General features: G+C 60.4%; 18 protein-coding genes. 5 read left to right on the top strand and 13 right to left on the bottom strand.

What is annotated here, in order from left to right; genetic code table 11:
• Positions 1-41: 41 nt before the first annotated feature.
• The 6 genes from AB4Z19_RS17685 to AB4Z19_RS17660 are packed head-to-tail and all read right to left on the bottom strand — an operon-like array spanning position 42 to position 7,389.
• Positions 42-2,273 (bottom strand): beta strand repeat-containing protein, encoded by a 2,232-nt coding sequence (locus AB4Z19_RS17685; RefSeq protein ID WP_442035717.1) that lies wholly within the window; start codon positions 2,271-2,273, stop codon positions 42-44.
• Positions 2,274-2,317: 44 nt separating this feature from the next.
• Positions 2,318-4,483 carry a type IV pilus secretin PilQ gene (gene pilQ, locus AB4Z19_RS17680; RefSeq protein WP_442035716.1) on the bottom strand — a complete coding sequence of 722 codons (2,166 nt, stop codon included), beginning with the start codon at positions 4,481-4,483 and terminating at the stop codon, positions 2,318-2,320.
• Positions 4,480-5,013, bottom strand: a complete 534-nt coding sequence (locus AB4Z19_RS17675) for a pilus assembly protein PilP (protein WP_442035715.1) — start codon at positions 5,011-5,013, stop codon at positions 4,480-4,482. The genes pilQ and AB4Z19_RS17675 overlap by 4 nt, the downstream gene beginning before the upstream one ends.
• Entirely contained in the window at positions 5,010-5,672 is a 663-nt protein-coding gene (locus AB4Z19_RS17670) for a type 4a pilus biogenesis protein PilO (RefSeq protein WP_442030195.1), read from the bottom strand. The genes AB4Z19_RS17675 and AB4Z19_RS17670 overlap by 4 nt, the downstream gene beginning before the upstream one ends.
• A gap of 8 nt (positions 5,673-5,680) precedes the next feature.
• Entirely contained in the window at positions 5,681-6,313 is a 633-nt protein-coding gene (locus tag AB4Z19_RS17665) for a PilN domain-containing protein (RefSeq protein ID WP_442035714.1), read from the bottom strand.
• Positions 6,313-7,389 (bottom strand): pilus assembly protein PilM, encoded by a 1,077-nt coding sequence (locus tag AB4Z19_RS17660; protein ID WP_442035793.1) that lies wholly within the window; start codon positions 7,387-7,389, stop codon positions 6,313-6,315. The genes AB4Z19_RS17665 and AB4Z19_RS17660 overlap by 1 nt, the downstream gene beginning before the upstream one ends.
• A 374-nt stretch (positions 7,390-7,763) precedes the next feature.
• Here AB4Z19_RS17660 and AB4Z19_RS17655 point away from each other — a divergent pair, with 374 nt between their 5' ends.
• Complete coding sequence (locus AB4Z19_RS17655; RefSeq protein ID WP_442026838.1) at positions 7,764-10,034, top strand: penicillin-binding protein 1A; 2,271 nt, start codon at positions 7,764-7,766, stop codon at positions 10,032-10,034.
• A 63-nt stretch (positions 10,035-10,097) separates the two neighbouring features.
• Here the strand turns inward: AB4Z19_RS17655 and cyaY are convergent, their stop codons facing one another.
• A complete protein-coding gene (cyaY, locus tag AB4Z19_RS17650; RefSeq protein WP_442026836.1) occupies positions 10,098-10,430 on the bottom strand; it encodes an iron donor protein CyaY in 333 nt (110 codons plus the stop codon).
• A 39-nt stretch (positions 10,431-10,469) separates the two neighbouring features.
• Between cyaY and lptM the strand changes: the two genes are divergently transcribed.
• Positions 10,470-10,658: an LPS translocon maturation chaperone LptM gene (lptM, locus tag AB4Z19_RS17645; protein WP_442026835.1), complete on the top strand. Its 189-nt coding sequence runs from the start codon at positions 10,470-10,472 to the stop codon at positions 10,656-10,658.
• Between the two features lie 6 nt (positions 10,659-10,664).
• On the top strand, positions 10,665-11,933 hold the full coding sequence (lysA, locus tag AB4Z19_RS17640) for a diaminopimelate decarboxylase (protein WP_442026834.1): 1,269 nt from the start codon (positions 10,665-10,667) through the stop codon (positions 11,931-11,933).
• Here the strand turns inward: lysA and rodA are convergent.
• The 6 genes from rodA to AB4Z19_RS17610 all read right to left on the bottom strand — a co-directional run bounded on the left by rodA (position 11,926) and on the right by AB4Z19_RS17610 (position 18,986).
• Positions 11,926-13,011 (bottom strand): rod shape-determining protein RodA, encoded by a 1,086-nt coding sequence (gene rodA, locus AB4Z19_RS17635; protein ID WP_442035713.1) that lies wholly within the window; start codon positions 13,009-13,011, stop codon positions 11,926-11,928. The genes lysA and rodA overlap by 8 nt on opposite strands.
• Before the next feature lie 232 nt (positions 13,012-13,243).
• Complete coding sequence (locus AB4Z19_RS17630) at positions 13,244-13,897, bottom strand: sulfite oxidase heme-binding subunit YedZ (RefSeq protein WP_442025467.1); 654 nt, start codon at positions 13,895-13,897, stop codon at positions 13,244-13,246.
• Complete coding sequence (gene msrP / locus AB4Z19_RS17625) at positions 13,897-14,865, bottom strand: protein-methionine-sulfoxide reductase catalytic subunit MsrP (protein WP_442025468.1); 969 nt, start codon at positions 14,863-14,865, stop codon at positions 13,897-13,899. The genes AB4Z19_RS17630 and msrP overlap by 1 nt, the downstream gene beginning before the upstream one ends.
• Before the next feature lie 90 nt (positions 14,866-14,955).
• Positions 14,956-16,107 (bottom strand): c-type cytochrome biogenesis protein CcsB, encoded by a 1,152-nt coding sequence (gene ccsB, locus AB4Z19_RS17620; RefSeq protein WP_442025469.1) that lies wholly within the window; start codon positions 16,105-16,107, stop codon positions 14,956-14,958.
• A 27-nt stretch (positions 16,108-16,134) separates the two neighbouring features.
• Entirely contained in the window at positions 16,135-18,219 is a 2,085-nt protein-coding gene (locus tag AB4Z19_RS17615; RefSeq protein ID WP_442025470.1) for a cytochrome c biogenesis protein ResB, read from the bottom strand.
• Positions 18,220-18,320: 101 nt separating this feature from the next.
• Positions 18,321-18,986 (bottom strand): c-type cytochrome, encoded by a 666-nt coding sequence (locus tag AB4Z19_RS17610; RefSeq protein WP_442035712.1) that lies wholly within the window; start codon positions 18,984-18,986, stop codon positions 18,321-18,323.
• Positions 18,987-19,146: 160 nt separating this feature from the next.
• On the opposite strand from AB4Z19_RS17610, the gene yihA reads away from it, so the two are divergent.
• Together yihA and hemB are read left to right on the top strand one after the other, a co-directional pair.
• Positions 19,147-19,845, top strand: coding sequence for a ribosome biogenesis GTP-binding protein YihA/YsxC (gene yihA, locus AB4Z19_RS17605; protein WP_442025474.1), 699 nt, complete (start codon positions 19,147-19,149; stop codon positions 19,843-19,845).
• Between the two features lie 3 nt (positions 19,846-19,848).
• A complete protein-coding gene (gene hemB, locus AB4Z19_RS17600) occupies positions 19,849-20,853 on the top strand; it encodes a porphobilinogen synthase (RefSeq protein ID WP_442025472.1) in 1,005 nt (334 codons plus the stop codon).

The following is a 20,853-nucleotide window of genomic DNA, read 5'->3' as shown; positions in this document are numbered from 1 at the left end:
CCCTACCAAGAAAACATTTTGCATCCATACATGATAGCTTATTAATTTGCTGTCGTGCAGTCTGCGGCAGTGCCGGTGTTGACCTGGCCGTATGGGCTGCTGGCGCCTGGCGGCGAAATCTTGATGTCGCTGTAATCGGAAGCGGCACCAACCAGATGCGGAACATAAGCCTTGTAAATCGCCTCCGAACCGGAGACGCTGCCGCGGATGGTCAGATCCACACCAGTCCACAGTGCGCGGTCACGCGGATAGGTCAGAGTCACCGTGGCCTTGCCGCTGGCATCGGTCGTACCGGAGGACGTCACTGTAACAGGGATGCCCGGGTCCAGGACGCCGTTACCGTTGGTATCTTCACCTGCATTCAGAATGCCGTCGCCGTTGGTGTCTTCATTCGGGCAGGCGAATGGCACTGGCTTGCTGCCATTTACGCCAATCGGCATGCCCCACGAGGCGCCGGTGAAGAACTCCAGTTGCCCCTTGTAGTAGTAGCGTGGCAGCACGGAAGCAGTCACGTTCACGCCTGACACGGCATTGCCGTTAGCATCGGTCACCACCACGGCATAATCCTTGGTGTAGGTCGTCGGGTCGTTGACACCGACGGCGATGCCGGTACCGGCCGAGATAAACAGCGCCTTCTTGGACACGGTCAGGGAAACAGTGCTGGAAGCACTTGAAGCACCTTGCAACTGAGCGCGGATGACCACACCGTTCAATGCGGTGGAGGAAGTGCCAGCAATAAAGCTAACGCTGGCCGAACCGTCGCTGCCAGTTGGCACTACGGCCGGCTGGCTCAGGCTACCGCCGCTCGGGTCGCTGACGATGCTGAAGGTCACCAGGGCGCCTTTGACCAGATTGTTGGCGGACGTGCCATCGCGCACGATGGCGCGGATGGTGGCCTGCTGGCTGGTGCTACCAGCCGAGTTGGCGCCGATAGTGCCTGGATCGGCCTGAACGCTAATGGAGGAGGAAGCGGTCAGCGGGGCCACGAATTCCATCGTCCCTTGGGTAATGCCGCCACTGCTCAGGTTAGCCGTCAGCGTTGCTACACCTGGGCTGGTTGCCTGCACGTACACTTGCGCATCGCCGCCGCCACTCAGGGTCTTCGCAACGGTCAGTTGGGTCAGGCAGGAAGCATCCGTGTACACGGTACCGCGCGAGCTGCTCACCATTACCTGTGGCAGTGGCGAGCTGACATTATCAGTGTGCACATTGACCAGGATGCAGCTGTTGATATTTGCCGTGGTCTGGGTTGGCTTTACGGTGAAGTTGGCCGCGCTGATGGCGACAACAGCAGACGCGCTTTCGCCCATGGAGCTCACAGTAATAGTGTCCTGGGTACTGGTAGATCCGCTGGCGACAGCATAGGTCAGCACCAGCTGGCCAGCCGAATTGGTAACGGCCGCGCCACCACCTTTGACGGACAGCGAATTGCTTGCGCTGAAGGTAACGGTCTTGCCGACCAGTGGATTACCAGCCGAATCGACCAGCTTGACAGTAACGTCGGTCGCGCTGCCGGTATTGACGGTGCTATTGGCATTGACCTGCAGCTTGGTGCCGGAAACCAAAACGTTGGCAGTCACTGGAGGCAGGCCGGAGATGGACGCGGTAACCTTGATAGTACGGCTGGTCGCGTCGCCGCCGGTCGACAGCTTTTCAGTCACGCGGCCGGTAGCATCGGTGACACGGCTACCATTGGTCAGGCTGCCGGAGTCGGCCGACAAAGTCACTGGAACACCAGCCATGACGGAATTGTTGGAATCCTTGACCAGGGCCGTCACGGTCACTTCAGAACCGGCAGCACCGGCCGACTGCAGGGTACCCGCGTCAGTGGTCAGGGTCAGGGTCTGCGTTGCCGAGACGACTTTCACGGTAACCGCGTTGGAGGTTGCGCCGCCGGCACTGGCGGTAATGGTGATGTCGCGCAGGCTGGTATCACCTTTTACGTTCAGCTTTTCCGTCACCACGCCATTGGCATCACTGATACGGTTGGTATTGCTGATGTTGCCGGAGCTGGACTTGAAGCTCACGGTTTCGTTCGGGAGTGTGTTGTTGTTGCTGTCCTTGACGATGGCCGTCAGGGTCACTTCGGTGCCATCCTGGCCAGACGATGCAATGGTGCCGGAGCTTGCGCTCAGGACCACGGTCGCGGCCTTGGATGGCTGCTGGCCGTTGGCATTGGTGCCGGGCGAACCGCCACCGCCGCCGCAGGCGGCCAGCAGACTGGCGGCGGCGAAAGCGCCGACCCAGCCTGAAAGTTTGCGTAATGCTTGCATGCTCATCTTTTATTACCCTTTTTCTTGAAGCAGCCTAACCGTTATCAGCGCGCCGACAGACGCTCGGCAACGATCTTTGGCGTGATAAAGACCAGCAATTCGGTCTTGTCGTTGGTACGGCTATTATTTTTAAACAGGTTGCCCAGCACCGGCACATCTCCCAAAACCGGTACCTTGCTCACTGTATTACGCTCCGTCTGCTGGTAAATACCACCCAGCACCACGGTGCCGCCGTTTTCCACCATCACCTGAGTTTTCACGTGCTTGGTGTCGATTGCGAAGCCGGCCCGGGTCTCCTGGCCGACACTGTCTTTGTTTACGTCCACGTCCAGCACCACGTTGCCGTCGGGCGTAATTTGCGGAACCACATCCAGCTTCAGGTTCGCCTTGCGGAAGATAATCGCCGTGGCGCCGCTGGAGGTCGCGACCTGGTAAGGCAGTTCCACGCCCTGCTCGATGGTGGCGGCGGCCTTGTCGGCGGTCACCACGCGCGGGCTGGAAATGATCTTGCCGGTGCCATCTGCTTCCAGCGCCGACAGCTCCAGGTTCAGGAAGCGGTTAGCAGCCGAAGAGAACAGACTGACAGCCAGGCTGCCGGCCTGTGCGCCATTGATGCCCGCCGCCGGCAGATTGATGAATTGCGTGTTGTTCCAGGCGTCCGTAATGCTGGTGACGGTGGTTTGGCCGGTCGCCGTGCCGACGCCGGTGATATTGCCACCCAGGCCGAGACGGGTATTGCTGGTGCCCAGCTGCCAGCCCGAGTCGCCGCCGCGCTGTGTACGCAGGTCGGAGAAGCCCAGCTTGGCACCCAGGTTGCGGGTGAAGGTGTCGGACGCTTCCACGATACGCGCTTCAATCAGCACCTGCTTGGTCGCGACGTCGGTCTTGGCGATCAGCTTACGCACGTCTTCCAGCTTGGACGGAATATCGGTCACGAACAGCTGATTGGTGCGCGGCTCAATAATGGCGCTGCCGCGCTTGGACAGAATACGGTTGCGCTGCTCACCCGAGCCGCCGTCCAGGCCGAACACAGTCTTGAAGGCTTCCGCTTTCTGATAGTTCAGCTGGAAGATCTCGGACTTCAGTGGCTCCAGATCAGCGATCTGGGCACGCTGCTCCAGTTCCAGCTTTTCCTTGGTCAGCAATTCTTCTTTCGGTGCGATCCACAGCACGCTGCCGTTCTTGCGCATATCGAGGCCTTTGGCCTGCATCACGACGTCCAGCGCCTGATCCCATGGCACTTCCTTCAGACGCAGGGTCAGGTTGCCCTGCACGCTGTCGCTGGTGATGATGTTCAGGCCGGAGATGTCGGCAATCGCTTGCAGCGCCGCGCGCACATCCACGTTCTGGAAGTTGAAGGACAGCTTCTCGCCACGGTAGCCCTGGGTGCCTTGCACCAGCTTGTTCGGGTCTTCCTTGATCGGCTTCACATCCACCACCAGCTGGGTGTCGCTCTGGTAGACGCTCTGCTCCCACAGGCCATGCGCTTCGATGGTCATGCGCGAATTTTCGCCCTGCGGAACGGTCGTCACCTTGGTCACCGGGGTGCCGAAGTCGGTCACGTCAAGGCGGCGGCGCAAGGTTTCCGGCAGACCGGTCTTCATGAAGTCCACCACCACGCCGGTTGCGGTCTGGCGCACGTCAACGGCGACCTGGCTGTTCGGCAGGTCCACCACTACGCGCCCTTCACCACTGGTACCGCGGCGGAAGTCGATATCGCGCAGCAGCTGCTTGCCCGCCGGGACCACGGGAGCCGCCTGAGGAATCGGCAGACCGCGCGCATCGACCGCAGTGGCGATGCCGCCGGAGCCGTCGATGGTCATGATCACAGCTTTGCCATCAATAGCGGTTGCATAATTCAGAGGGCGCTTCAGGTTGAATACCAGGCGCGAACGCTGGCCAGCCTGCACTACGTTGACACTGTTCAGGTCACCGAGGTTGATTTCCTGACTGGTCTTGCCGGTGCCGTTGCTGGTGGCGCCGAAATCCAGCGCAATGCGCGCCGGATTGGTGATGGAAAAGCCGATGGGCAGCTTTTCCGGCGCATCTTTCAGCGCGATTTTGACGATGACATTGCTGCCTTGCTGGTTGGCCGTGATCGATTCGATCGCGTTGCCTTGCTGGGCGTGCGCCACGGCTGCGCTGCCGGCCAGCGCCAGCGCGAGGCCTGCAAAACGCAGGGCACGCGTCACGGTTCTGATGGCGATCATTTGGTATTCTCCTTACTTTCCTGCAGTTCCAGCTTCGACATGCGTTCGACCCAGTCGCCGGCCGCATCCTGAACAATTTCCTTGATTGTTATCGCGTCTTCGGACACCGAGGTAATGAGACCGAAGTTCTGTCCTGCGTGCTGGCCGGGCCGCACCTGGTACACGGTGTGGTCGATCTGCAGCAGGCCAAAGATCTGCTTATCTTTTTCCAGGGTTCCCACCATCTTCATCACATCGAGCGGGAAGCTTTCGAGGAATTCCTTGCGGCGGTTGGTGTCCGGCTGCAGGCCGCCACCGGGACGCGACTTCGCCAGTTCAGCCAGCAGCTTGTTGGCATTGAAAGGGTCCGGCTGATCCGCTGCGGCATAGGCGAAGGGCACGAATTTTTTCGGCGCCTGCAGCGGCTTGACCGTTGGCTGGGTCTGAGAGTCCACCTGCTTCATCCAGGTGCGGACTTCCTGCACATCGCTGTCACCGCAGCCGGCCAGCGCCAGCAGGGGCAGCAGGGTAAGGATCGCGCGGCGCATCATTTCTTCGCTTTCTTCTTGTCAGCGGCCGCCTTGCGCGCCGCCGCCACTTCCTCCGGATCGAGGTAGCGGAAGGTCTTGGCCACGGCATCGAGCACCAGGGTGTTGCCATCCTTGCCGGTGTTCAGCGTCATATTATTCAGCGTCACGATGCGCGGCAGATTGGCCATGTCGCCGGCGAAGGAGCCGACGTCGTGGTAGTTGCCGGTGACGCGGATATCGATCGGCAGCTCGGCGTAGTATTCCTTGACGTCCACTTTGCCCGGCTTGAACAGCTCGAACTGCAGACCACGGCCCAGGCCCGCCTGGTTGATGTCCGACAGCAGGGCCGCCATCTCCGCTTTGCTCGGCAGCTGCTTCTCCATCTGCAGCACGTACTCGTCAACCTTTTCCTTCTGCTTCTTCAGCGCTTCCAGGTTGACCGCCTGCGCGGTCTTGAGCTTGTACTCGTCACGCAGCTTCAGCTCCTGCTGCGCGCCGGCGTCCTGCTCCTCGAACTGGCCTTGCCAGTAGCCGAAGTAGCCCAGCGCCACAACGGCTGCCGCCACGCCAACGCCGCACAGCACGCGCGGGACGATGGGCCACATGCCAGGATGAATGCCGTTCAGGCCCTGGAACTGGGACTTCAGCGAGTCTCCCAATTGATTCAGATCGATTGCCATGGTGCGCCTCAGCTCTTCGGGGCCGCAGTCGCCTGCGGGTTCTTGGCGCCAGGCTTGCCGTCTTGCGGCTTGTCCTTGTCGCGCGGACGCTTGATGTTGACGGACAGGTTGAACTCGACCACCTTGCGGCCGGTGTTCTTATCCTTGCCAAGAGTTGCGGCCTTCACTTCGATCAGGTCCGGGCGCTCCAGCCAGGGCGAGTTGCCGGCCAAGTTACGCAGCAGTTCGGAGACACGTTCCTGCGACTGGGCATAACCGTTCAGCGTGACCTTCTGGCCTTCCTGCTTGAAGCCTTTCAGATAAACGCCAGGGGGCGTCTGTTTGACCAGTTCATCCATCAAATACACCGGCTGGTTGCGGTCGGCCTGCAGATCTTCGACCGCTTCCTGGCGCGCTTTCAGCGATTCGATTTCCTGTTTCAGGGATGCGATCTCGGCGATCTTCACATCCAGGCCTTTGATAGCGGTCGTCAGCACCTGGTTGCGCTCTTCCTGCACGGAGATGGCGCGCGCGTTGTAGCCGCCGACCAGCAGCACGATGGCGCCACCGGCCAGGGCGCCCAGCACCAGCAAGGCTGCGAACGCTTGCTTGCGCTGTTTGCGCTTCGCCTCGCGGTGAGGCAGCAGATTAATGCGTATCATCAGCCGAACCTCCGCATGGCAAGGCCGCAGGCCACGAGATAAGCCGGCGCATCAGCGCGCAGTGCCTGTTCGCGCACACCGGAGCCCAGCTGCATGCCTTTGAAGGGCGAGATCACCGCGCTCGAAATGCGGGTACGGCTGGCGATCAGTTCGAGCAAGCCGGGCAAGGTGGCACAGCCGCCCGCCAGAAAGATCTGGTCGATCTTGGTGTAAGGGGTGGAGGTAAAGAAGAACTGGATGGCACGGGTGATTTCCAGCGCAGCGCTTTCCAGGAACGGGGCCAGCACGTCGCTGGCAAAGTTCTCGGGCAGATCGCCGCTCTTCTTGCGCGCTTCGGCTTCCTCGTAGGCGAGGCCGTATGCACGCACGATATCCTGGGTCAGGGAGTGGCCGCCGAAAGGCTGCTCGCGTTCATATACGGTGGTGCCATCCAACATCACGGAGATATGGGTGACCTGGGCGCCGATCTGGAACAGGGCCACCACCTGGCCGGTACCGCCATCGGCCATTTGCACCACGACGCGGTCCAGCGCAGCGCGTGCAGCATAGGACTCGATATCCAGCACTTGCGCCTTCATGCCCGAAGCTTCCGCTACCGCCACGCGGTCTTCCACTTTTTCGCGGCGTGCTGCGGCCAGCATGACTTCAATATCGTCGGTGGAATTGGGCACCGGGCCAATGACGTCAAAGTCCAGGCTCACTTCGTCGAGGGCAAAGGGAATATACTGGCTGGCCTCGGACTCCACCTGCACTTCCAGCTGCTCTTCCGACATGCCGGCTGGCAGAACGATTTTTTTGGTGATAACCGAGGCCGGCGGCATACCGAGCGCCACATGACGGGCGCGTGTGCCGCTTTTCTTGATCAGGCGGCGCACGGCGTCGACCACCTGGTCCATGTTCTCGATATTACCGTCGGTGACGGCACCTCGCGGCAAGGCTTCGGCAGCATAGCGCTCAAGGCGCATGCCATCCTTGCCGGCATCGGCCAGCTCTACCAGGCGGACGCTGGAGGTGCTGATGTCGATGCCGACCAGCGGGGCCTGGGCGCCGCCGAGCAGGGCTTTTAGATCGAGCATCATTTATGCACTCCTGACAACTCCATAGACATTTGAATATCGGAATTCTTTTAAAAACCCATGCTTAGCGAGCAAAGGTGAGACAGTACATTAGATGCTAGCAATATTGCTCAAACAATGTAAAGGTATTTCTACAAAGCACGATTGTGTCGTTGTTTGCCTTACGCCACAGTGACTTACCTTAGACGTGGCTGCGGAATTAACAGAGTTGTTTTGTTGCTCATGGTAAATATTACTCAAAATAATGGCCTATTTTCGTGCGCGCCCCGTAATTGCTGCTCGCTTATAATTCCTCGCATAACTATTAACCCGTACTGCGCATGACTTCTATTAATAAAGAGACCCCGCCGCAAAAGAAATCTCACGGTTTCCTGATGATGGCCCTGGTCTCGGTATTGGGCCTGATCCTGGCAGGCGTGTTGCTGGTCGTCTTTGGACTGGCGCTGGCCTACCCCAACCTGCCCTCCCTGGATACGCTGACCGATTACCGGCCCAAGATGCCACTACGGATCTTCTCTGCCGACAATGTGCTGATCGGCGAGTTCGGCGAAGAACGCCGCAACCTTGTGCACTTCAAAGACATCCCCGATGTGATGAAGAAGGCCGTGCTGGCCATCGAGGACGATCGCTTCTACGAACATGGCGGCGTGGATTACTGGGGCATCCTGCGCGCGGCCCTGCACAACGCCACGGGCGGTGCGCGTCAGGGCGCATCCACCATCACGCAGCAGGTGGCGCGCAACTTCTTCCTCTCCAGCGAACAGACACTGAAACGCAAGGCTTATGAAGCCCTGCTGGCCTGGAAGATCGAACAGAACCTCACGAAGGACCAGATCCTTGAGGTCTACATGAATCAGATCTACCTGGGCCAGCGCGCTTACGGCTTTGCGTCGGCCGCCCAAATCTACTTCGGCAAGAATCTGAAAGACATTAGCGTGGCAGAAGCGGCCATGCTGGCCGGCCTGCCCAAAGCGCCTTCGGCTTACAACCCGGTAGTCAATCCGAAGCGCGCACGCACGCGCCAGCAGTACATCCTGCAGCGCATGCTCCAGCTTGGCTATATTACGCCCGCACAGTACGACACGGCCAAGAACGAGCAGCTAAAAGTGAAAACCGACAGCAGCGAGTTTGGCGTTCATGCCGAATATGTTGCGGAAATGGCGCGCCAGCTGGTCTATGAGCAGTTCAAGGAAGATACCTACACGCGCGGCCTGAACGTCTTCACCACCATCACCAAGGCCGATCAGGACGCCGCTTACCTGGCCCTGCGCCGCGGCGTGATGGATTACGAGCGCCGCCACGCTTACCGTGGTCCGGAAGCTTATGTGGACCTGCCGGCCAATAAATCCGAAGCCGACGAGATGATCGAAACCGAACTCGCCGAACATCCGGACAGCGACGATATCGTGGCTGCCATGGTGCTGGACGCCGGCGCGAACAAAGTCACCGCCGTCACCGCATCGGGCGAAGAGATCAGCATCACCGGCGCCGGTCTGGAACAGGGCCGCTCGTGGCTATCGGACAAGAACCCGCCGAATAAGCGCATTCGCCGTGGCGCGGTGATCCGCGTCTACCAGGAAGGCAAGGACTGGCTGCTGACCCAGATGCCGGAAGTGGAATCGGCCTTCATTTCGGCCAGCACCGAAGACGGCGCCATCAAATCGATGGTGGGTGGCTTCGACTACAACCGCAACAAGTTCAATCACGTGACGCAGGCATGGCGCCAGCCAGGCTCCTCCTTCAAGCCCTTCATCTACTCGGCTTCGCTGGAGCGCGGACTTTCACCGTCCACCATGATTAACGACGCACCGATCTCCTTCGACGCAGGCCAGACCGGCGGCCAGGCATGGGAGCCGAAGAACTACGACGGCAAGTACGAAGGCCCGATGACCATGCGCCGCGGCCTGACCAAGTCGAAGAACATGATCTCGATCCGCATCCTGCACAAGATCGGCGCCAAGTACGGCCAGGAATATGCCACCCGCTTCGGCTTCGATGCGGAACGTAATCCGCCTTACCTGACGCTGGCTCTGGGTGCGGGCGCCGTGACGCCGCTGCAGATGGCGGGCGCCTACTCTGTATTTGCCAACGGCGGCTACAAGGTGACGCCATATCTGATTTCCAAAGTGACCGATGCGAATGGCAAAGTTCTGTCGCAAGCCGCTCCTGACCGTGCGGGCGACGAGAAGAACCGCGTAATCGATGAACGCAATGCCTTCCTGATGGATTCGATGCTGAAGGATGTGGTGCGCTTCGGTACTGCCACCAAGGCGCTGGTGCTCAAGCGTCCGGACATCGCGGGCAAGACCGGCACCACCAATGATTCCATCGACGCCTGGTTCGCAGGCTATCAGCCAAAGCTTGTGGGCATCGCCTGGATCGGCTTCGACCAGCCGCGCAACCTGGGCAACCGCGAAACCGGCGGCGGCCTGGCGCTGCCGATCTGGATCGGCTATATGCAGAAGTCGCTGAAGAATATTCCGATCGAGGAACGTGCAGTGCCGGAGGGCATCATCATGGCCGACGGTGAATACTATTACGCGGAGAATCCGCCGGGAACCGGCGTGCAGAGCCTGGAAGGCAATACCCGCGGCACTCCGGCGGAGGAAAAGCAGAAGGACGCTGTGAAGAACGAGCTGTTCTAAAAACCAACGGCGCAAACCTGGTGGCTGCCACGATGTGGCAGCCACCTGCTCTCTGCCTCTGGTTTAAGGCGCAAGCACCACCGGCGCGCCGCCTTGTGCGGTGGCAATCTCCGACAGCGCAGCGAACAATTCCAGCCCGCTGCGCGTATCGCACCATTTACCTTCCAGAAAGCGGTAGTGGAAACCGCCCGAGCGCGCGGCCACCCACAGCTCTTTCATCGCTGCCTGGCTGTTGACGATCACCTTCGATCCGTTCTCCAGGAACTCGATTTCCAGCACATTGCCGTTGCGGCTGCACTCCACATCCACCATATCCTGGTCGGCCAGACGGTCCAGTGCTGCCTCAACAGCATCCAGCGTCTCTTCCGCCAGCTCCAAAAATTCCGATTCGGTCATGCTACACTCCAAGGTCTCAATCCAAACCGTATTTTAATCGTGAAGTCCAGAATCGCACTGCCTGCCGCGCTGGCCCTCGCCGCAATGCTGACCGCATGCGGCCAAACCGGTCCGCTCTACCTGCCCAAACCGCCCACCAAGCCTGCCAGTTCCGACAACCTCGGCAAACCAGGCGTGGCGCCACCGTCTTCCCCAGTGCCCTCCACTCCTCCAGCATCCCAACAGTAAGCTCTTATGTCCCAATTCGAATACCAGAATGGCGTGATGCACGCCGAAGACGTTGCGCTCAACGCGATCGCAGAACAATACGGCACCCCGGCCTACGTCTATTCCAAAAAGACGCTGCTGGATAACTTTGATTCATACGCGAATGCCGCTGCCGGCCGCGATGCGCTGGTCTGCTATGCCATGAAGGCGAATTCGAATCTGGCGATCCTGAAGCTGCTGGCGGACAAGGGCGCGGGCTTCGATATCGTGTCCGGCGGCGAACTGCTGCGCGTGATTGCCGCCGGCGGCGATCCGAAGAAAGTGATCTTCTCCGGCGTGGGCAAGAGCGTGGATGAAATGCGCCTGGCGCTGAACCACGACATCCTGTGCTTCAACGTGGAATCCATCCCTGAACTGCACCGTCTGAACGAAGTGGCCGGCAGCATGGGCAAGAAGGCCCGCGTATCGCTGCGCGTGAATCCGAACGTGGATGCCAAGACCCATCCTTACATCGCCACGGGCCTGAAGGCCAACAAGTTCGGCGTAGCGTTCGATGATGCGCTCGATACCTATCGCGTCGCTGCCAAGCTGCCGCACCTGGACGTCTCCGGCATCGACTGCCACATCGGCTCGCAGCTGCTGGACGACGCACCGCTGCTGGAAGCACTGGACAAGCTGATTGAACTGATCGACACCCTGCACGCTGAAGGTATCCACCTGCACCACCTGGACATCGGCGGCGGCCTGGGCATCGACTACGGCGACGGCGCGCCGGTGCCGGTCGGCGATTATCTCGGCCGCCTGTTCAAGCGCATCGACGCCTGGCGCAAGGAAAAGCACAACGGCCAGCCGATCAAGGTGATCTTCGAACCGGGCCGCTCGATCGTCGGCAACGCCGGCGTACTGCTGACCCGCGTGGAGTTCATCAAGCACGGTGAAGAGAAGAACTTCTGCATCGTCGATGCGGCCATGAACGATATGGCGCGTCCGGCGATGTATCAGGCGTGGATGGACATGCAGCCTGTCGTGAAAGCCGGTACGGCTTCCGCCATGTTCGACGTGGTCGGCCCGATCTGCGAATCCGGCGACTGGCTGGCACGTGACCGCGAGCTGGCGGTTGCCCCAGGCGATCTGCTGGTGATGAAGACCGCCGGCGCCTACGGCATGACCATGGCTTCCAACTACAACACCCGCGGCCGCGCCGTTGAACTGATCGTGGACGGCTCACAAGTCCACGTCGTGCGCCAGCGCGAAAATCCAGCCGACCTGTTCGCGCTGGAATCCGTTATCAAATAAGTCGTTGCCGGGACTGGCGCTGGATACTCATCAAGATCCCGCAGCCCAGTCCCAGCGTCATGAGCGCTGTGCCGCCGTAGCTGATGAAGGGCAGCGGCACGCCGACCACCGGCACGATGCCACTGACCATGCCGATGTTCACGAAGACGTAGGTGAAGAAGATCATCGTGATCGATCCGGCCAGCAAGCGTGCGAACTGGGTGTCCGCGCGGGCGGTAATTTGCAGGCCGCGCGCAATCAGCAGAAAGTACAGCAGCAGCAAGGCGCAAATTCCGAGCAGGCCAAATTCTTCGGCAAAGACGGAGAAGATGAAGTCCGTCGAGCGCTCCGGCACGAAGCCGAGATGGCCTTGCGTGCCTTCGAGCCAGCCCTTGCCCGATAAGCCTCCCGAACCAATCGCAATGCCCGCCTGCGTGATCTGGAAGCCTTTGCCCATTGGGTCGGCGCCCGGATCGAGCATGGTTATCACGCGCTGACGCTGGTAGTCGTGCAGGAAGGGCCAGGCAATCGGCACAGCCACCACCGCCGCGGCAGCCAGCGCCGCCAATGCCTTCCACGACAGGCCAGCAAACAGAATCACATAGAAGCCCGCGGCCAGCACCAGCAGCGCAGTACCCAGGTCGGGCTGCCTGGCGATCAGTGCGACAGGAATCAGCAGCAGCACGGCAGCCACTGCAAAGGTCTTCCAGCGCTGCGTGGCGCGGAAATGATGGAAGAACCAGGCCAGCATCAGCGGCATGGCGATCTTCATCAGCTCCGAGGGCTGGAATTCGAAGCCGAGATTAATCCAGCGCTGCGAGCCTTTACGGCTGGTGCCCGCAACGAAGACAGCCAGCAGCATCAGCACGCCCGCGGCATACACGCCCGCTGCGTAGCGCTGCAATTGCTGTGGCGGGACATTCGCCACTGCCCACATGAGGCCAAGCGCGATCAGGATATTGCGCAGCTGGAGTTCGAAGCGGCCGGGGAAATCGAGGGCCGCGGAATACAGGGTGACCAGGCCCGCCGCCAGCAGCAGCGTGACGCACAGCGCCAGCGGCGCATCAACGGCCAGCCAGGGCCGAACGCGCTGCCACATCAGCTCAGCGCCTGCAGCCAGACCAGGCGAGCGACCAGTACGGCGATGCCGGCAAGGGCAATGACAGCAAGAACAGCGAGGCGGCGGCGGAAGCCGTCAGGGGAAGGGTTTTGCATGAAGAGCGCCGATGTAGTTTTTGCAGCATTTTACATCGGCGCCCCTGCCTGCGGGAGCGCCGCGGCAGGGCAGGCAGACGGCGGACCGGTGATCCGCCCTAAGCCTCACTGGCAATTCATCGGCTCGCGGCGGGCGCAGCGCGCACGCTGCCTTGCGCCAGCGCCGCGGCTTTCTCGCGCGCCCACCAGACACGCAGCGCCAGCAGCACGAACACGATGGAGCCGAACAGGATAGGCTGCGCGAAGTCGTGCTTGCCGGCCTTCATCCACCAGAAGTGCAGGATGCCCAGCGGCGCGATCACGTACACCAGCTTATGCAGCAGCTGCCAGCGCTTGCCGCCCAGGCGGCGCACCATGGCATTGGTGCTGGTCACCGCGAGAGGAATCAGCAGCACGAAGGCGATGAAGCCGACCGTGATAAAGGGACGCTTGACCACATCCTTCAGCATCTCCTGCAGATCAAAGAAGTGATCGAACCAGAAGAAGGTCATGAAGTGCAGCAGGCCGTAGAAAAAGGCATACAGGCCAAGCATGCGGCGCAGCTTGAGGACCCAGTTCCACTTCGAGAAACGGCGCAGCGGCGTCACGCCCAGCGTGATGCACAGGAAGTACAAGGTCCAGTCGCCGGTGGCGCGCGTGATGTATTGCAGCGGCTCCACCAGCTGGTCGTTGGCGACCAGCCAGACCAGTTTGAAGAACGGCAGCAGCGACAGTGCGAAGACAATGGTCTTCAGCACTGTGAGCTGCCGGGGTGTCGGATTGGCGATCATCAGAAGTTCTTCCTCAAATCCATGCCCGTGTAGAGCGAGGCCACGTCGGAATAGCCGTTGAACATCAGCGTCTTGCGCTTGCGGTTGAAGAAACCATCCTCGCCGATGCGGCGCTCGGAAGCCTGCGACCAGCGCGGGTGATCCACGTCCGGATTCACATTCGAATAGAAGCCGTATTCATTCGGCGCCGCCAGGTTCCAGGCAGTACGCGGCATGTCCTTCACGAAGCGGATCTTCACAATCGACTTGGCTGATTTGAAGCCATACTTCCACGGGACGATGATGCGTACCGGCGCGCCGTTCTGGTTCGGCAGCACTTCGCCGTACATGCCCAGCGTGAGCAGGGCCAGCGGGTGATTGGCTTCGTCCATGCGCAGACCTTCCACATACGGCCAGTCCAGCACGCGGCTGCCGACGCCTGGCATCTGCTTCTTGTCGGCCAGCGAAACGAATTCAACGAACTTCGCATTGCCGGTCGGTTCGGCCTTCTTGATGATTTCGGAAAGCGAGTAGCCGATCCATGGAATCACCATCGACCAGCCCTCCACGCAGCGCAGGCGGTACACGCGCTCTTCCAGCGGCGCCAGTTTAAGCAGGCTATCGAGATCCAGCGTGAATGGCTTCTTCACTTCGCCTTCGATGGACACGGTCCATGGCCGTGGGCGCAGCGTGCCGGCATAGTGCGCCGGGTCGCTCTTATCGGTACCGAACTCGTAGAAGTTGTTGTAGCTGGTCGCATCCTTGTACGCGGTCTGCTTTTCCATGGCCGACCAGGCGGGATTCAGCTTGGCGGCCAGCTTGGCGTTGCCGCCGCCCTGTGCGAAGGCCGAGTCCAGCAGGCCAGCACCGGCAATGGAGCCGACAGCCAGCTGTTTGATGAAGCTACGGCGCGACTCAAAAATCTCGCGCGGCGTGATTTCGGAGGAAAACGGCAGGTCGATGCCGTTGGGGCTACGTTTGATCAGCATGTCAACTCCGGATAAGTGTTCGGTTAGGACTTGGTCGTCCAGACACTTCAAACCTTACACCAATCCGGAATTCACATAATTACGTTGTGATTACAATTTGCCGTAGGAGTGCAAACCTGACAAGAACATGTTGACGCCCAGGAAAGCAAAGGTCGTCACCACCAGGCCCACCAGCGCCCACCACGCCGCCGCACGGCCGCGCAGGCCGGACATCAGGCGCATATGCAGCCAGGCCGCGTAGTTCAGCCAGACGATCAGCGCCCAGGTTTCTTTGGGGTCCCAGGACCAGTAGCCGCCCCAGGCCTCAGCCGCCCACAGCGCGCCCAGAATGGTGGCAATTGTAAAGAAGGCAAAACCGACCGAGATGGCCTTGTACATCACGTCGTCCAGCAGTTCCAGCGACGGCAGGCGGTCCGCCAGGTAGCCGTGGGACTTCAGCAGATAGGCCGACGCCACCATGGCCGCCAGCGCAAAGGTGCCATAGCCGATGAAGTTGGCCGGCACGTGAATCTTCATCCACCAGCTTTGCAGCGCCGGCACCAGCGGCTGGATGTCGGCCGCGCCGCGCGCCACCGTGTACCACAGCAGGAAGCCAATTGCCGCCGAGATCACCAGCAGCACGAAGGGACCCAGCTGGCGGGTCTGGTAATGCTGTTCGTAGTAGAGGTAGAACAGGGCAGTGATCAGCGAGAACAGGATGAACACTTCATACAGGTTCGAAATCGGGATATGGCCCACGTCCGTGCCGATCAGGTAGGATTCGTACCAGCGCACCAGCATGCCGGTCAGGCCCAGCACCACTGCGGCCCAGCACAGCTTGGAGCCGACCGAACCACCAAACGGCGAGCGCAGTACCAGGCCGCCGATGTAGAACAGCGTGGACAGGAAGAACATGGTGCTCATCCACAGGATCGCGGACTGGCTGGACAGCATGTACTTCAGGAAGAAGCGCGATTCCGCATTGGCCAGCTGGCCGTCGTAGAAGTGGACGCCGAAATAAGCCAGCAGGAAGGCCAGCGGCATCAGCCAGCGCACCGGCTTCCAGTGCCAGCCCAGCGCCGCAAAGGTCGGCACGGCTGCCACCAGGATGCTCTTCTCGTAATAATCCATAAAGGCGCCGAAGCGGTTCAGCGCATACAGCGCGCCCGCCAGCAGGGCCAGGGCGAACAGCCAGTCCAGTGCGCCCAGACGCTTGAAGTAGCCGGGCGCCTGCGTGTAAGTTTGGTTTTGCGTGATTTCCATCGTATCTCTCCGAAAACTGGCACTAGCTTACGCCGATTGCGGCAGCTTTTCCTTTAATTCCTTAAACTCTCTTTCAAAGTCCATGGTCCTGCGCTGAGTGCTCATGGCCATCAGGGCTTGCGCGCCCTCCCCGGCATCTTTCACCCATACCCACACGCGGCGCTCGCGGATGTAGAACATGGAGAACACGCCCAGCACCAGCAGCACGCAGCCGAGGTAGACCACCGTCTTGCCCGGCGAGCGCGTCACCTGGAACACGGACGCCTTGATCTGGGTGTAATCATCCAGCTGCAGATAGACCGGCGCGCCGTAGAAGAAGCTGTCCGACAAAGCATTGGTGGCCAGCTGCAGGAAGCGTGCGTGCTTCTCGTCCGGCGTGGGGCCTTGCTGGCCGGCCTGCTCGCGCATGGTCTGCCACAGTTCCCACATGGTGCCGTTCAAAATTTTCAGGAAGATGTCAGCGGCCTTGGTTTGCTCGGCTTGCGGCACTTTTTCCAGGAAGCGGCTGATGGCGACGAAGCCGGAGCCCTTGTCGTCGCCGGCGAAGATCTCCAGACCTTTCTGCGCCGATGCCTGCAGCTGGGCGCGCATGGCCTCGTTCGCATCCGGCATGGCGCGGCGGGAATAGCGCTCCGCGGCTTTGGCGCGCAGGGCTGGGTCCTGCACGGCGGCGCGCAGGCGCATCCACTCCTTGACGGTGTGCTCGTCGTCGGCCGGAATACGCAGGTAGCTGAACTGGTCGCCCGGATTGGTGCGCACGCCGGACAGGAAGATCTCGTCGCCGTCCAGGGTCACCGGCTGCATATAGTTCTGGTATTCGCGCGCCTGGCCGGTCTTGTCGCGCAGACGGTATTGCACGCTCGGGCCGACGTTCTTCAGGTTCTTGTTATTAGCGTTCTTGGCCGCGGAGCCGAGTTGTTTGTCCAGGCTGTGCGCGAAGGATTCGCTCAGGTTTTCGCCTTTGGTGACCGCACGCGCATCCTGCGAGCCTGTGTTCTCCACGTTGAAGGGACGGAAGTCCGACCACTCCACGGTGTAATCGTCATTCAGCTTGCTGGCGCCTCCCACTTCGCCCGCGATCTCGAACTTGTCGGCCTTGTCGCCCTTCATCGGGAAACCGCTCAGCTTCAGCTTGGAGCCGCCGTCTTCAAAACTGGACTGGTAGATGGCAACGCCTTTGTAGATCAAGGGCTTGTTCACCTCGATGGTGGCGGCCTTGGTTTCACCCGTCTCGTTATCGCGCACCACCACATCGCTGGCGAACAGCTTGGGCATGCCGGTGCTGTAGAAATCGATGTCGAACTTCTTCAGCTGGATGGAGAACGGCAGATCCTGCAGCAGCACGCCATCGGGACGCGGCAGGATCGCAGTATTGCCGGCCTGGCCTTCCGGCAGCGAGATATTGCCGCGGTAGGTCGGGTTGTGTACGCCCAGGCGATGCTTGGCCGGGATCTCGCTGATCAGGCCATTGCCGGCAAAGGCGCTTTTATCGAACAGCCATTGCTGGAAGCGGATCGGCACATCGGAATCGAGCATGCCGCCGATACAGATAATGACGATGGCACTGTGCGCAAAAATGTAGCCGAATTTATTGCCGGCACCGCGCTTGGCGGTGACCAGCGTGGCGCCGTCCTTGTCGACGATCTTGGCCGCATAGCCCGCGTGTTTCAGGCGCTCGGCAGTTTGCGCAGCCAGTGCCTGGCGCGCCAGCGGCGACTGCCACTGGTTCTTGTGGTGGAAGTTGTTGAGCGAAGCTTCGCGCACCTTCTCGCGCCAGCTGCGCATGTCCTTCAGCATCTTGGGCGTATTGTGGACGATGCACAGCGTGGTCGAAACCACCAGCACACCCATGATCGTCAGGAACCACCAGGACGAATAGATGGCGTACAGCCCCAGCTTGCCATACACCTCGGACCAGAACGGTCCGAACTGGTTGATATAGTCGGCTGCCGGTTTGCCCTGCTGCATGATGGTGCCGATGACCGAGGCAATCGCGATCATGGCGAGCAAGGCGATGGCAAAGCGCATCGAGGACAGCAGCTCGACGACTTCCGCCATGGGGCCGCGGCTATTGCGCAGCTGGATACCGGATGTGCTGGTGATGTTGCTCATGTGCAGGAAAAAATCAGGAGATTAACGCAAAAAAGGGCTGCCTGCTTGCGCGGGCCGCCCTTTTCATGTCTTAAGCCGCTTCGTACTGCGGCAGATAGCGATTACTTCAAGCCGGCCACGTAGTCGGCGACGGCTTTCATCTCGTCGTCGGACAGGCGCTTGGAGATGGTTGCCATCTCAGCGCTGTTCTTGCGGGCGCCGGACTTGAAACCGCTCAGCTGAGCGATGGTGTAGTCCTGGTGCTGGCCGCCGATGCGTGGATAGCGGGCTGGCATGCCGCCGCCGGAAGCGCCGTGGCAGGATGCGCAGGCAGGCACGTTCTTTTCAGCGATACCACCGCGGTAGATCTTCTTGCCCAGTTCGATGGTGTCTTTGTTCTTGGCAGCGCCCGGCTTCTGGGTCTGGTTGGACAGGTAGGCAGCGATATTGTGCTTTTCCTCTTCCGTCAGCATCTTGGCGTAGGTGGTCATCACCGGCTGGTTGCGGTTTGGCTCGGTGAAGTCCACCAGCTGCTTGTAGATGTAGGCTTCAGCCTGGCCAGCCAGCTTCGGGTTGGCCGAAATGGTCGAGTTACCAGCGGCGCCGTGGCAGGACACGCAAGCCGGCAGCCCGCGCGCTGCATCACCGTCGCCAAACAGGGTGGCGCCCTTGGCCGCATCAGCCTTTGGAGCGGCAGGTGCATGCGCTTCAGCAGCGGATGCGATACCAGAAACAGCCAGCAGTGCAACGAACAAGGATTTTACAAACGGTGAAAACGCACGATTCATTAAGACACCCTGAGACTAGTAATAAATTAGTGGTAAAGGATTCGCTGCCACCAGTGCCCGTAAATTAGGCAGAAGGGGCATGACAACAATTCGTAACCCCTTATTGTACAATAGCTTTCTAGCGTTTTTCCTTCCTTTGTTGCAATTTCTGTCCCATCCCATGTCCAAACTCTGGCAAGCCCGCTTTTTCACGACCGTAAACCATTTGCGCGACCTGCCACGCACTTCCGTGCCTGAAATTGCTTTTGCCGGCCGCTCAAATGCCGGCAAATCCACCGCAATTAATATTCTGTGCAATCAAAAAGGGCTGGCATTTGCGTCCAAAACGCCCGGCCGCACCCAGCATATTAATTTCTTTTCCGTTGGCGGCGCCCATGTGGCAATGCATCGCCATGATCCCGTTAAAGTCGATGAAATCCAATGCCTGATTGCCGACTTGCCGGGTTATGGCTACGCCGAAGTTTCTGGCGACGCGAAATTCCACTGGCAGCGTCTTCTCGGCGATTATGTGCAGCAGCGCGATCAGCTGGCGGCGCTTGTGTTGATGATGGACGCACGCCGCCCGTTCACCGAACTGGACCAGCAAATGATCGAATGGTTTGCCCCGACCGGCAAGCCGATCCACTGCATCCTGACCAAGGCGGACAAGCTGAACCGTAACGAATCCATCAACGTGCTGCGCCAGGCGAAAGCCAAGCTGGATAGCTACGTGGATGAAGACGGCGAAGGTTTCCCCTTCACCGTGCAATTGTTTTCCGCGCTTAAGCGCATCGGCATCGAGGAAGCGACGGCCAAGATTGAAGAGCTGGCCGGCCTCAATGACGCGCCGGACGCATCCACCCCAACTGAAACGGAATGACGAATGATTACGCCTGACTTCCCAGCAATCCGCATGCGCCGCATGCGCCGCGATCCCTTCTCCCGCGCCCTGATGCGCGAGAACATGGTGACCGCTTCCGACCTGATCTACCCGGTGTTCATTCTCGACGGCGCCAACCGCCGCGAGCCGGTGGCCTCCATGCCGGGCGTGGAGCGGGTGTCGGTCGACCTGCTGATGAAGGTGGCGGAAGAGTGCGTGGCGCTGGGCATTCCCGTGCTGGCCCTGTTCCCGAATATCGACGCGTCGCTGAAAACGCCGGATGGCATCGAAGCCGCCAATCCGGAAGGCCTGGTGCCGCGCGCCGTGCGCGAACTGAAGAAGCATTTCCCTCAGCTGGGCATCATGACCGACGTGGCGCTGGACCCGTACACCAGCCACGGCCAGGATGGTCCGATCGACGACAACGGCTATGTGCTGAACACCGAAACCACCGAGCTGCTGGTGCGCCAGGCATTGACCCAGGCGGAAGCCGGCGTGGACATGGTGGCGCCGTCCGACATGATGGATGGCCGCATCGGCTATATCCGCGCGGCGCTGGAAGAGAAGAACCTGATCCACACCCGCATCATGGCTTACTCGGCCAAGTACGCCTCCGCCTTCTACGGCCCCTTCCGCGACGCGGTGGGCTCGGCAGGCACGCTGGGCAAGGCCGACAAGATGACTTACCAGATGGACCCGGCCAACAGCAACGAAGCGCTGCGCGAAGTGGCGCTGGATATCGCTGAGGGTGCGGATATGGTGATGGTCAAGCCCGGTATGCCGTACCTGGATATCGTGCGCCGGGTAAAGGATGAGTTCAAGGTGCCGACCTTCGCTTACCAGGTGTCCGGCGAATACGCGATGCTGAAAGCCGCCGCGCTCAACGGCTGGCTGGATCACGACAAGGTGATGATGGAGTCGATGCTGGCTTTCAAGCGCGCCGGCGCGGATGGTGTGCTGACTTACTTTGCGCTGGATATCGCGCGCAAGCTCAAGGCAACGGCCTGA

The sequence above is a fragment of the Pseudoduganella sp. RAF19 genome, from assembly GCF_052114165.1.
Lineage (GTDB): Bacteria > Pseudomonadota > Gammaproteobacteria > Burkholderiales > Burkholderiaceae_D > Rugamonas.
Note: the sequence above shows the minus strand (reverse complement) of the source record. Positions and strands in the feature narration are given on the sequence as shown.